Raw genomic sequence first — 12,942 nt, 5'->3', positions numbered from 1 at the left:
ATGGAAAAGACATATAACCCGCAAGATATCGAGCAGCCGCTTTACGAGCATTGGGAAAAGCAGGGCTACTTCAAACCGAATGGCGATACCAGCCAGGAAAGCTTTTGCATCATGATCCCGCCGCCGAACGTCACCGGTAGCTTGCACATGGGTCACGCTTTCCAGCAAACCATCATGGATACCATGATTCGTTACCAGCGTATGCAGGGGAAAAATACCCTGTGGCAGGCCGGTACCGACCATGCGGGCATCGCCACGCAGATGGTGGTTGAACGCAAGATTGCGGCTGAAGAGGGCAAAACGCGCCAGGATTATGGCCGTGATGCGTTCATCGACAAAATCTGGCAGTGGAAAGCGGAATCCGGCGGCACCATCACCCGTCAGATGCGCCGTCTCGGCAACTCCGTTGACTGGGAGCGCGAGCGCTTCACCATGGACGAAGGGCTGTCCAATGCGGTGAAAGAGGTGTTCGTCCGCCTCTATAAAGAGAACCTGATTTACCGTGGCAAGCGCCTGGTCAACTGGGACCCTAAACTGCGCACCGCCATCTCTGACCTGGAAGTGGAAAACCGCGAGAGCAAAGGCTCGATGTGGCACATCCGCTATCCGCTGGCCAACGGCGCGAAAACCGCTGACGGTAAAGATTACCTGGTGGTCGCCACCACCCGTCCGGAAACCCTGCTGGGTGATACCGGCGTGGCGGTGAACCCGGAAGATCCGCGCTACAAAGATCTGATTGGCAAATTTGTTATGCTGCCGCTGGTGAACCGTCTGATCCCGATTGTTGGCGATGAACATGCTGACATGGAAAAAGGCACCGGCTGCGTCAAAATCACGCCAGCACATGACTTTAACGACTACGAAGTCGGTCGTCGTCATAAGCTGCCGATGATCAACATTCTGACCTTTGACGGTGATATCCGCGAGCGCGCCCAGGTGTATGACACCAACGGCGAAGTCAGCGATGCCTGTTCCGATGAGATCCCGGCGGCGTTCCAGAAGATGGAGCGTTTTGCGGCGCGTAAAGCGATTGTCGCAGCCGTTGATCAGCTCGGCCTGCTCGAAGAGATCAAACCGCACGACCTGACCGTCCCTTACGGCGACCGTGGCGGCGTGGTCATTGAGCCGATGCTGACTGACCAGTGGTACGTGCGCACCGCCCCGCTGGCGAAAGTCGCGGTGGAAGCGGTTGAAAACGGCGACATTCAGTTTGTGCCGAAGCAGTACGAAAACATGTACTTCTCCTGGATGCGTGATATCCAGGACTGGTGTATCTCCCGTCAGCTGTGGTGGGGTCACCGCATTCCGGCGTGGTATGACAACAACGGTCACGTCTACGTCGGCCGCACCGAAGACGAAGTGCGCGCTGAAAACAACCTGGCCGCCGATGTGGCGCTGCGTCAGGATGATGACGTGCTGGACACCTGGTTCTCCTCAGGCCTGTGGACCTTCTCGACCCTGGGCTGGCCGGAAAACACCGAAGCGCTGCGCACCTTCCATCCGACCAGCGTGCTGGTGAGCGGCTTCGACATCATCTTCTTCTGGATTGCCCGCATGATCATGCTGACCATGCACTTCATCAAAGATGAAGATGGCAAACCGCAGGTGCCGTTTAAAACCGTCTACATGACCGGTCTGATTCGTGATGAAGAAGGCCAGAAAATGTCAAAATCCAAGGGCAACGTGATTGACCCGCTGGATATGGTTGACGGTATTTCGCTGGAAGCGCTGCTGGAAAAACGCACCGGTAACATGATGCAGCCGCAGCTGGCTGAGAAGATCCGTAAACGCACCGAGAAGCAGTTCCCGAACGGCATTGAGCCGTCAGGCACCGATGCGCTGCGTTTCACTCTCGCCGCCCTCGCCTCAACCGGTCGCGACATCAACTGGGACATGAAGCGCCTGGAAGGTTATCGCAACTTCTGTAACAAGCTGTGGAACGCCAGCCGCTTTGTGCTGATGAACACCGAAGATCAGGATTGCGGCCAGAACGGCGGCGAAATGACGCTGTCGCTGGCGGATCGCTGGATTCTGACCGAGTTCAACAGCACGGTGAAAGCCTACCGTGAGGCGCTGGATAGCTACCGTTTCGATATCGCGGCTAACCTGCTGTATGACTTCACCTGGAACCAGTTCTGTGACTGGTATCTGGAGCTGACCAAGCCGGTGATGAACAGCGGCAGTGAATCTGAACTGCGCGGCACCCGTCATACGCTGGTTAACGTGCTGGAAGGCTTGCTGCGTCTGGCGCACCCGATTATTCCGTTTATCACCGAAACCATCTGGCAGCGCGTGAAGGGGCTGAAAAACATCAGCGACGACACCATCATGCTGCAGCCTTTCCCGCACTACGATGCGGCGAAAGAAGATGCCGAAGCCAAAGCGGATATCGAGTGGATGAAACAGGCGATCGTCGCGGTGCGTAATATTCGTGCTGAGATGAACATTGCGCTGAGCAAACCGCTGGACGTGCTGCTGCGTGACTGCTCACCGGCCGCACTGCGTCGGGTGGAAGCGAACCGTAACTTCCTGTCGCGCCTGGCGCGTCTGGAAAGCCTGACCATTCTGCCAGCGGGCGAGAAAGGCCCGGTCTCGGTGACCAAGATCGTTGAAGGCGCAGAGTTGCTGATCCCGATGGCGGATCTGGTGGATAAAACCGCTGAGCTGGAGCGTCTGGCGAAAGAGCTGGTTAAGCTGGATGTGGAAATCGAGAAGATCGAGACCAAGCTGGCGAACGAAGGCTTTGTCTCCCGCGCTCCGGAAGCGGTCGTGGCGAAAGAGCGTGAACGCGTGGCCGAACTGCAACAATCAAAAGCAAAACTGATTGAACAGCAGGCGGTGATTGCGGCATTGTAAGCGTCGTAGCTGACAGCTTATTCATAAAGCCGGGCTTGCCCGGCTTTTTTATTGACCTCGTACAAATCCGGAAGAGATGATGACGACATCCACCACCACGCGCTTTGATTTTAAAGTGCGGCCGATTACTGCCGCCGACAATCCGCATATTGCCCAGGTAATCCGCGACGTTTCAGCGGAGTTCGGCCTGACGGCGGATAAGGGATACACCGTATCCGATCCGCAACTTGACCACCTGTTTGAGTTGTACAGCGCCGAACAGAGCGCCTACTGGATTATTGAGGCTGACGGCAAGGTGGTCGGCGGCGGCGGCGTAGCGCCACTGGCCTGCAGCGCGCCCGATATCTGCGAACTGCAGAAGATGTATTTCCTGCCTGCGGTACGCGGTCAGGGACTGGCGCGCGAGCTGGCGCTGCGGGCGCTGGATCATGCCCGTCAGCACGGTTTTCGTCGCTGCTACCTCGAAACCACGGCCAGCCTGACCAGAGCAATTAAGCTGTATGAATCGCTGGGCTTTGAGCATATCGACAGCGCCATGGGCTGTACCGGTCACGTTGACTGTGAAGTGCGAATGCTGAAAAACCTGTAACCGCTGCGGGCCACTGCACCGTCAGCCCAGTCTCTTTAGCTGTAACGCTGCGGTTCAGAAAGCCGGTACGCCACTGTGAAAACGTAATTCGCCGTCCGGCTCGCTGATCAATCGCGCTTCGGTTTCGCCAATCGCCCGTACCCGTGGCGCGATATCTTTCGCTGAGATCTGCGCCGCCAGGGTTAAATAGTCCTGATAGTGGCGCGCTTCTGAGCGCAGCAGTGAGATATAAAACTTCTCTAGCTCGCCATCCAGCCACGGCGCCAGCGCCGCAAACCGCTCGCAGGATCGCGCTTCAATGTAAGCACCGCAAATCAGCTTATCCACCAGCGTCTCCGGCTCATGGGTTGTCACTTCACGCAGCAGGGACTTCGCATAGCGGCTGGAGGTTATCTTCTGATAGACCAATCCGCGCGACTGCATAATTTCCCATACCTGATAGAAGTGATGCAGCTCTTCTTTAATCAGCAGCACCATCTTTTCCACCAGCTCATCCGCCCACGGCAGTTCATTGCGGACGATGATGCGTTTGGTGAGATTTTTATGGGCATTGATAAAGTCGCTGTCGCCATCTTCGCGGAAGATAAAATCTTCGTACGGTTTCAGCCAGCCGAGGATCGCCTCACCGCTGGGTTTGTCAGCCACATATTTACGGATCAGCCAGACCGCGGTCTGCGCGGCTTTCAGTTCGCACACCAGATGGTCGGTTAACAGCAGGGTCAGATTTTCCGGTTTACGCGCCTCATCAATCCAGGCTTGTGGCGTGCGGCAGTGCAGAAACTGATAAATGGGTTCAAGTAAGGGTGCGTAGTTCATGGTGTTAAAACAGGGCTGGAAAAGAAGAGAGGCGGAGAATTCCCCGCCCTGCGCGACTTAGTGGCGAATGCCATTATCATCTTCATCGTCGATGGCGTCTTCGTCATCTTCATCTTCGGCGTCCGGGTCTTCGAAGTAGGTGCCCCAGCCGTCGTAGTCGACATTGTATTTACCGATCAGGTTCACCAGTTGCTCAACCTGCACATCAATCAGCTCTGGCTTCAGCGCCGATTCACTGATGATGTCAACGCACATCACGGTCGTCCCATCTTCCAGCTCCAGCTCTTCCGGCTCGGTCACTTCATAACCCAGCTTGAAGGCGTCAACTGCGGCCTTTTCCAGTGAATCGAAGTTGTTGCACGAGAGATGATGCTCGATGGTATAAAGCGCATCGGGATCGCTGCCATCCTCCAGCAGCTCTTCAATGATCAGGCGCGTCTCTTCACGCTGCTCTTCCAATAATGCTTCATATGCCATAACGATGTCCTCTCTGAGTTCGGCAATAAACAATTATTTTCCCACACTGCCTGTCGCGCCACTACACAAAACGAAAAGTTTATTCTCGCCGGGGTTGAAAATGCATATTCATACGGTTAGATTGAATTTTAATTCATTTTTATGGTTACCGGAGTGTTGTATGAGTCAGCTGTATCAGCGCCATTTCCTCAGGCTACTGGATTTTACCCCGGCCGAAATTAATCACCTGCTTACCCTTGCTGCGGAATTAAAACGCGCGAAAAAAAGTGGCAGTGAAGTCCCGACCCTGAAAGGCAAAAACATCGCGCTCATCTTCGAAAAAGACTCGACCCGTACCCGATGCTCTTTCGAAGTTGCCGCTTACGATCAGGGTGCTAACGTCACTTATCTCGGTCCGAGCGGCAGCCAGATCGGGCATAAAGAGTCGATGCGCGACACCGCGCGGGTACTGGGCCGGATGTATGACGGTATCCAGTATCGCGGTTACGGCCAGGAGCTGGTGGAAACCCTGGCGGAGCACGCTGGCGTGCCGGTGTGGAATGGACTGACCACGGAGTTTCATCCGACACAGTTGCTGGCCGATCTGCTGACCATGCAGGAGCATCTGCCAGGCAAAACGCTCAGCCAGATGACGCTGGTTTACGTCGGCGATGCCCGCAATAACATGGGCAACACCATGCTGGAAGCGGCGGCGCTGGTCGGGCTGGATCTGCGTCTGGTGGCACCGCAGAGCTGCTGGCCAGAGGCGCAGCTGGTGGAGCAGTGTCGCGACGTGGCACAGCAGACCGGCGGCAAAATTACTCTCACCGATAACATTGCTGACGGCGTCAAAGGTGCAGACTTTATCTACACCGACGTCTGGGTGTCGATGGGCGAAGCCAAAGCGGTGTGGGAAGAGCGTATCGCCCTGCTGCGTGACTATCAGGTTAACCGGGCGATGCTCGATCTGACCGGCAATCCGCAGGTGAAATTCCTGCACTGTCTGCCCGCTTTCCATGACGATCAGACCACGCTGGGCCGGCAGATGGCGGAACAGTACGATCTGCCGAACGGCATGGAAGTGAGCAATGAGGTATTTGAGTCCCCGCACAGCATCGTGTTCGATCAGGCGGAAAACCGGATGCACACCATCAAAGCGGTGATGGTGGCGACGCTGGGTCAACGCTGATGCAGATTCCCGGCGTCTGCCTGTACCAGCCAGGCACGGCAGCCCAATCGCCCTGCTTCAGGGCCAGCGCAAACGGTTTCCTCGCGCACGATTTTCCCTTGCTGCCCGGCAGCGAATGGGTATAATGCGCCACAATTTGCCGGAGGAAATATGCTACAGCGCAGCGGACAATTTGACGCTCAATCACGCCTGACCGCAGGCGGCGCCGCTGTTTCTTTCGGTCATCGACCCGATCTTAAAAAAGCCCCTTAATCAGGGGCTTTTTTTTGTCCGCAATCCGGCCGCGCAGAGGAGAAAGCTATGGCTAACCCGCTATATCGCAAGCACATTATTTCGATCAACGACCTCAGCCGTGACGAGCTGGAACTGGTGCTGCATACCGCTGCACAGCTCAAAGCGCACCCGCAGCCGGAGCTGCTGAAGCATAACGTGATCGCCAGCTGCTTTTTTGAAGCCTCGACCCGCACCCGGTTGTCGTTTGAGACGGCGATTCATCGTCTCGGCGCATCGGTTGTGGGTTTTGCCGACGGCAGCAATACCTCGCTGGGCAAGAAAGGCGAAACCCTGGCCGACACCATCTCCGTGATCAGCACCTATGTTGATGCGATTGTGATGCGTCATCCGCAGGAGGGCGCGGCGCGGCTGGCAACGGAGTTCTCTGGCGGCATCCCGATTCTCAACGCCGGTGACGGAGCCAACCAGCATCCGACCCAGACGCTGCTCGATCTCTTCACCATTCAGGAGACCCAGAGTCGCCTGAACCAGCTCAATGTGGCGATGGTCGGCGACCTGAAATATGGCCGCACCGTGCACTCCCTGACACAGGCGCTGGCGAAGTTTGATGGCAACCGCTTCTTCTTTATCGCCCCCGATGCGCTGGCGATGCCGGCTTACATCACCGATATGCTGGATGAGAAAAACATCGCCTGGTCACGGCATGACAGCTTTGAAGAGGTGATGCCGCAGCTCGATATCCTCTACATGACGCGGGTACAGAAAGAGCGGCTCGATCCGTCGGAGTATGCCAACGTCAAAGCGCAGTTCATTCTGCGGGCCGCCGATCTGGCGACGGCGCGTGACAACATGAAGGTGCTGCATCCGCTGCCGCGCATCGACGAAATCACCACCGATGTCGATAAAACCCCCTACGCCTGGTACTTCCAGCAGGCCGGAAACGGCATCTACGCGCGTCAGGCTCTGCTGGCGCTGGTATTAAACAGCGAACCCGCCCTGTAAGGAGATCCTCAGATGACACACGACAACAAATTGCAGGTCGAAGCGATCAAGCGCGGCACGGTAATCGACCATATCCCGGCCCAGGTCGGATTCAAACTGCTCTCCCTGTTCCGTCTGACCGAGACCGATCAGCGCATCACCATCGGCCTGAATCTGCCGTCAGGCGAGATGGGCCGCAAAGATCTGATCAAGATTGAAAACACCTTTCTGACCGACGACCAGGTCAACCAACTGGCGGTCTATGCGCCCCATGCTACGGTCAACCGCATCGACGATTACGAAGTGGTGGCGAAGATCGCCCCGACGCTGCCGGAGCACGTTGAGCGGGTGCTGACCTGCCCGAACAGCAACTGCATCAGCCGCAGCGAACCGGTCTTCTCCAGTTTTGCGGTAAAGCAGCGCGCCGATGATGTTCATCTGAAGTGCAAATATTGTGAAAAAGAGTTCGCGCGCCATGTGGTGTTGGGTCACTGGTAATCGTTCCGGCCGACCCTATAATGGTCAGCACCGGCGGGCTCACCGCCCTACTGCCTTATTCAAGGAGCAATAATGTCTCGTGAAATCAGTACTGAAAAAGCCCCTGCCGCCATCGGCCCCTATGTTCAGGGCGTCGATCTCGGCAGCATGATCATCACCTCCGGTCAGATCCCGGTTGATCCGGCCACCGGCATGGTCGCCGATGACGTGACCGCCCAGGCGCGTCAGTCGCTGGAAAACGTGAAGGCGATTGTGGAAGCGGCTGGCCTGAAGGTCGGCGATATCGTGAAAACCACGGTATTCGTTAAGGATCTGAACGATTTCGCCACGGTGAATGCAGCCTATGAGGCATTCTTCACCGAGCATCAGGCGGCATTCCCGGCCCGTTCCTGTGTTGAAGTGGCGCGCCTGCCAAAAGATGTGAAGATTGAAATTGAGGCGATTGCCATTCGTCGCTGAGTTACGACGGATGCGTAGCCGCCTCGCTGCCTGACGCTGGCAGCAGGCGGCCAGCCTTAGCGTTTAGCCGGTCGCCACAGCCACAGCAGGGCGATGGCCAGCGCAAACAGCACGCCAAACCCGATGCCGGTAGCGACCGCTGGCGCACCGGCTTTAATCGCCAGCGTATAGAACCCCAGCATCAGCAGCATCGCGCTGTTCTCACCGAGATTCTGCACCGCAATCGCATTGCCCGAGCCGACGCTCTCTTTACCGCGCGCCTGCAACAGCGCATTCAGCGGCACCACAAAGAAGCCCCCCAGCGCGCCAATTACCATCAGCAGCAAATAGGCATTCAGCAGCGAATGCTGCAGTGAGAAGACCACCACCATTACGCCAATCAGCACCCCGGCCGGCATACAGCGACGCACCGTTTCCAGCGTCACCAGCTTCGCCGCTGCCGCCGCACCCAGCACGATACCCATCGCCACCATCGCATTGAGGGTGGTTGGCGTGGTGTTGTCATGAATGCCCAGCGCCACCGGCACCCAGAGTACCAGCAGGAAACGCAGCGTCACGCCCGCGCCCCAGAACAGGCTGGTGCCGAGCAGCGAGAAACGCGTTTCGGCATCATGCCAGAGCACCGCCGCCGCCCGGAAGAAACTGCGCAGCATGGCGGCGATCTGCCAGCTTTGCCCCGGACGCGCCGCCTGCAGTTTCGGGATAAACAGGTTCGCGATAACCGCGACGCCGTAGGTGACCGCGCAGATGCCGAGCGCCGCCAGCAGATGCCAGTCCGCCAGCATCCCGCCCGCTACTGAGCCGAGCAGGATCGCGGCGATGGTCGACCCTTCCATCAGCCCGTTGGCTTTCACCAGCTTTTCGCCGTGGGTGATTTCACCGAGGATGCCATATTTGGCCGGTGAGTAGGCCGCAGCACCTATTCCCACCAGGGTATAGCCGAGGAACGGGTTGAAGCCGAAACAGATCGCCAGTGCGCCCAGCAGCTTCAGGCTGTTGGCGATCATCATCACCCGCCCTTTCGCCATGCTGTCGGCCATCTGCCCGACAAACGGCGCCAGCAGAATGTAGGTGGCGACAAACAGCATCTGCAACACCGGCTGGCTCCAGTCGGGATAGAACTGGCTTTTCAGCACCGCCAGCGTAGCAAACAGTAGCGCGTTATCGCCGAAGGCCGAAAAGAACTGGGCGATAATCACGGCAATCATGCCGCGTGACATCAGCGGCGCATCCCGTTCGATGTTCATGCCTGCTCCTCTTCAGCCAGCTTTTTCAGCATCACATAATCCGGTTTACCGCTGCCGAGCTGCGGCAGCTGTTTCATCACCCGGATATCGCGCGGCAGCGCCAGCTCCGGCGCGCCCAGCTCACGGGCGGCTTTCTGCAGGCCGTCACGCGCCAGTTCGCCGTCGGTGGTGAACAGCACCAGCGCTTCGCCGCGCTGACCATCCGGCCGCAGTGAGGCGGCATGCTGTTTGTCCGGCGACGCTTTCAGGGCGATCTGCTCGACGATCTCCAGCGACACCATCTCACCGGCAATCTTCGCGAAGCGTTTGGCGCGCCCCTGAATCTGGCAGAAACCGCCGTCATCAAAGCTGACGATATCACCCGTGTCATACCAGCCCGCTTCCTGATTGCCTTCGCCATCATCGGCGACCGGCACTTCCAGCACGCCGGGATTCTCGACCCGCAGATAGCCTTTCATCACGTTCGGGCCGCGCAGCTGCAGCCGTCCGCCCTGCTCAATGCCCGGCACTGACATCAGTCGCGAATCCATCCCCGGCAGAATGCGTCCCACGGTGTGCGCCTTCGCCGCCATCGGCACGTTAATCGCCACCACCGGCGCGCATTCGGTTACGCCGTAGCCTTCGAGGATGCGAATACCATATTTTTCCATGTAGATCTGGCGGGTGTTTTCCTGCAGCTTCTCAGCCCCGGCCACCACATAGCGCAGGCGGGCAAAATCATAGGGCGCGGCAAAGCGCGCGTAGTTACCGAGGAAGGTTGAGGTGCCAAACAGCACGGTGCAGTTTCGGTCGTAGACCAGCTCCGGCACGATGCGGTAGTGCAGCGGGCTGGGATAGAGGAACACCTGCGCGCCGGTCATCAGCGGCGTAAACAGGCCAACGGTCAGACCAAAGGCGTGGAACAGCGGCAGCGCCGACATAAAGCGGTCACGCGGGGTGAAGTCAGCGATGGTGCGGATCTGTTCGACATTCGCCAGCAGGCTTTTATGCGAATGCACCACCCCTTTGGGATGGCCTTCCGAGCCCGAGGTGAACAGCACCATTGCCGCATCTTCCGGCTGCTGCGGCAGCTGGGCGCGATGCGGCATCAGCAGATGGGCGACGATCCACAGTTTGTCCTTACTGGTAACGGTATCTTTCAGATCTTCCAGATAGATCCACTGCACATCATCGAGCCCCTGCGGCAGATGCCATAGGTTGCCTTTGTCGAGGAACTGCCGCGACGTGAAGACCGTTTTGATCTGCGCCGCGGTCAGTGCCGCCCGCATACCGTTGACGCCCGCGGTGTAGTTCAGCATCGCCGGAACCCGTCCGCGCAGTGATGCGCCGAGAATTGCCGCCGCCGTGACGGTAGTGTTGGGCAGCAGCAGACCGACCACTTCGCGCGGCTGGCTGTAACGTTCGAGGATGCGGCCCACGCCGAGCGATTTTTTCAGCAGGCCGTTGTAGCTGTCGGGCTTGAAATTGACATCTTCAATGCAGCGCTTAAAGGCACCGTAGCGTGAACGGGCCGCGAGAAAAGCATCAAACAAAGTTTCACGCGGGCGCACCGCCATGCGGGCTTCCATCATCACATGATGCAGATGTTCGCCCGCCAGCAGTCGGCGATCGCGGGCGCGTTTCGCTTCCGGCATCGGGATGCGGGTCGCGGGCAGAATGCTGAGAGTGATGCGCGGAAACAGACGGCGTTTGAATACGCCCGCCAGCCGGCCAAACGGCGTGAACTCCGCCCCTTCTATCCGCATTGGCACCACGTTCGCGCCAGATCGCGCCGCGACGAAACCGGCGCCGCTGTAGATTTTCATCAGCGATCCGGTGACGGTGATCCGTCCCTCCGGGAAGATCACCACCGGACGGCCGCTGTCGATCAGCCGCACCAGCTGTTTCAGCGCCATCGGCTTGGTGGGATCGAGCGGCACATAGTCGATAAAGGGTTTAACCAGCCGCATAAACCAGCTTTCGCTGATGGTCGAATAGACCGCGTAGACCGGCTTAATCGGCAAAAATAGCGCCAGCAATATGCCGTCGAGAAACGACATATGGTTCGGCGTGATCAGTACCTTCTGCTTATGCAGTTCGGCGACGTCGCCGCGCAGTTCGACCCGCCATAACAGGCGGAATACCAGACGCAATAGTGTGAATACCATGCCCGCTCCTTAGCATCGTGAAAAATAGCCCCTCACGATGCAGGATTTGACGCAGTTCGACAACAGAATTATCCACTACGCTCAGGGTGCCTGCCAGCCGCCGCCCAGCGCGGCAATCAGCGCCACGCTGCTGACCCACTGGGTGCTTTGCAGCGTCAGTAAACTCTGTTGTTCGCTCAGGCTGCTGTTTTCGGTGGTTGCTACATCGAGGTAGTCGATCATCCCGGCCTGATACTGATTGCGCGTCACCCGCGCCGAGGTCTGCGCCGCCACGGCTGCGCGCTGCTGGGCCGCTATCTCGCCCTGCAGGGTATTGAGTTCCACCAGCTGATCTTCCACCTCCTGCAACGCGGCTAATACCGTCTGACGATAGCTGGCAACGCTGGCATCCCAGCTGGCGCGTGCCTGATCGACCTGCGCTGAGGTGGCACCAAAGTCGAGCAGCGTGCCGCTCAACTCCGGCCCCAGCGACCAGACGCGGTTCGGCAATGCGAACAGCGAATGCAGCGCCGATGAACTGACGCCGCCGCTGGCGCTCAGAGTGAGATCGGGATAGTAACCGGCCACCGCCACGCCCACCGCAGCGTTTGCCGCTGCCATGTTACGTTCGGCATAGGCGATATCGGGACGGCGCTGCAACAGCTGCCCCGGCAGGCTGGCAGGTATGGCGGGCAGCGTGGCATTCAGCGGCGCGGCGGGCAGGCTGAAGTCGGCGGGCGCTTTGCCGACCAGCAGCGCGATGGCGTGCTCCATCTGGGCGCGCTGCCACTGGTAATCCTGCGCCGAGGCGCTGGCACTCTCCAGCTGCATCTGCGCCTGCGCCTGGGTGGCGAGTGACGCGGTGCCAGCCTGATACTGGTTAGTGATCACCTTCAGGTAGCGCTGATAGGCCGCCACGCTCTGCTGATAGAGCGCAATTTTCTGGTCCATAAAGCGCAGCTGGAAATAGTCCTGCGCCAGTTCAGACTGCGCGCTCAGGGTGATATTAGCCAGTTCTGCGGCGCTGGCCGCTGCGCTGGCGCGGTTCTCTTCCAGCGTCCGCCGCAGTTTGCCCCACAGATCCAGCTCCCAGCTGGCGCTGAGTTCCGCCTGATGGCTGCTGCTGGTGGTGCGGCTGCTGCCGGTGGTGGCGTGGCTGCCGCTGCGCGTCACGCTGCTGTCATAGCCCAGTGACGGAAACAGCGCGGCGCGTGACTCACTCGCCAGCGCCTGCGCCTGACGGTACTGCGCCGCATAATTCGCGACGTTCTGGTTCGAGATGCTCACCTGGCTAAGCAACCCGCTCAGGGTGGCGTCGTGATAGACCGCCCACCATTCGCCTTTGTTCTGCTGATCCAGTGGCGTCGCGGGCTGCCAGCCTTTGGCCTCTTTATAGTGAACCGGCATCGCCATCGCGGGGCGCTGGTAGTCGGGACCAACAGTACAGCCGCTCAGCAGCAGCATCAGAACAAGCGGGATAACGGGTTTCAT

At 58.6% G+C, this 12,942-nt stretch carries 11 protein-coding genes; 6 read left to right on the top strand and 5 right to left on the bottom strand.

All coding sequences use genetic code 11. The features are described from left to right. Entirely contained in the window at positions 1 to 2,856 is a 2,856-nt protein-coding gene (locus tag ACX3P5_RS02075; RefSeq protein WP_458968221.1) for a valine--tRNA ligase, read from the top strand. Between the two features lie 76 nt (positions 2,857 to 2,932). Beyond that, on the top strand, positions 2,933 to 3,445 hold the full coding sequence (locus ACX3P5_RS02070) for a GNAT family N-acetyltransferase (RefSeq protein ID WP_458968220.1): 513 nt from the start codon (positions 2,933 to 2,935) through the stop codon (positions 3,443 to 3,445). A 54-nt stretch (positions 3,446 to 3,499) separates the two neighbouring features. On the opposite strand, the gene miaE is transcribed toward ACX3P5_RS02070, so the two are convergent. Both miaE and rraB read right to left on the bottom strand, forming a co-directional pair. Further along, positions 3,500 to 4,261 (bottom strand): tRNA isopentenyl-2-thiomethyl-A-37 hydroxylase MiaE, encoded by a 762-nt coding sequence (miaE, locus tag ACX3P5_RS02065; protein WP_458968219.1) that lies wholly within the window; start codon positions 4,259 to 4,261, stop codon positions 3,500 to 3,502. A gap of 57 nt (positions 4,262 to 4,318) precedes the next feature. After that, positions 4,319 to 4,738, bottom strand: coding sequence for a ribonuclease E inhibitor RraB (gene rraB / locus ACX3P5_RS02060; RefSeq protein WP_069728807.1), 420 nt, complete (start codon positions 4,736 to 4,738; stop codon positions 4,319 to 4,321). Between the two features lie 160 nt (positions 4,739 to 4,898). Here rraB and argF point away from each other — a divergent pair, with 160 nt between their 5' ends. From argF to ridA, 4 genes are all read left to right on the top strand, one after another. Then, positions 4,899 to 5,906 carry an ornithine carbamoyltransferase gene (argF, locus tag ACX3P5_RS02055; protein ID WP_458968218.1) on the top strand — a complete coding sequence of 336 codons (1,008 nt, stop codon included), beginning with the start codon at positions 4,899 to 4,901 and terminating at the stop codon, positions 5,904 to 5,906. A 300-nt stretch (positions 5,907 to 6,206) separates the two neighbouring features. After that, positions 6,207 to 7,142: an aspartate carbamoyltransferase gene (gene pyrB / locus ACX3P5_RS02050; protein ID WP_233985431.1), complete on the top strand. Its 936-nt coding sequence runs from the start codon at positions 6,207 to 6,209 to the stop codon at positions 7,140 to 7,142. 12 nt (positions 7,143 to 7,154) lie between these two features. Further along, a complete protein-coding gene (gene pyrI, locus ACX3P5_RS02045) occupies positions 7,155 to 7,619 on the top strand; it encodes an aspartate carbamoyltransferase regulatory subunit (protein ID WP_031375827.1) in 465 nt (154 codons plus the stop codon). A 72-nt stretch (positions 7,620 to 7,691) separates the two neighbouring features. Beyond that, entirely contained in the window at positions 7,692 to 8,078 is a 387-nt protein-coding gene (gene ridA, locus ACX3P5_RS02040) for a 2-iminobutanoate/2-iminopropanoate deaminase (RefSeq protein WP_458968217.1), read from the top strand. A gap of 56 nt (positions 8,079 to 8,134) precedes the next feature. On the opposite strand, the gene lplT is transcribed toward ridA, so the two are convergent. The 3 genes from lplT to ACX3P5_RS02025 all read right to left on the bottom strand — a co-directional run bounded on the left by lplT (position 8,135) and on the right by ACX3P5_RS02025 (position 12,942). After that, the gene (gene lplT / locus ACX3P5_RS02035; RefSeq protein ID WP_458968216.1) at positions 8,135 to 9,325 is read right to left on the bottom strand and encodes a lysophospholipid transporter LplT; all 1,191 of its coding nucleotides are present in this window, start codon (positions 9,323 to 9,325) and stop codon (positions 8,135 to 8,137) included. Beyond that, complete coding sequence (gene aas / locus ACX3P5_RS02030; protein WP_458968215.1) at positions 9,322 to 11,472, bottom strand: bifunctional acyl-ACP--phospholipid O-acyltransferase/long-chain-fatty-acid--ACP ligase; 2,151 nt, start codon at positions 11,470 to 11,472, stop codon at positions 9,322 to 9,324. The genes lplT and aas overlap by 4 nt, the downstream gene beginning before the upstream one ends. An 81-nt stretch (positions 11,473 to 11,553) precedes the next feature. Next, positions 11,554 to 12,942 (bottom strand): efflux transporter outer membrane subunit, encoded by a 1,389-nt coding sequence (locus tag ACX3P5_RS02025; RefSeq protein WP_233985435.1) that lies wholly within the window; start codon positions 12,940 to 12,942, stop codon positions 11,554 to 11,556.

It is taken from the genome of Pantoea sp. S-LA4 (assembly GCF_054482835.1).
Note: the sequence above shows the minus strand (reverse complement) of the source record. Positions and strands in the feature narration are given on the sequence as shown.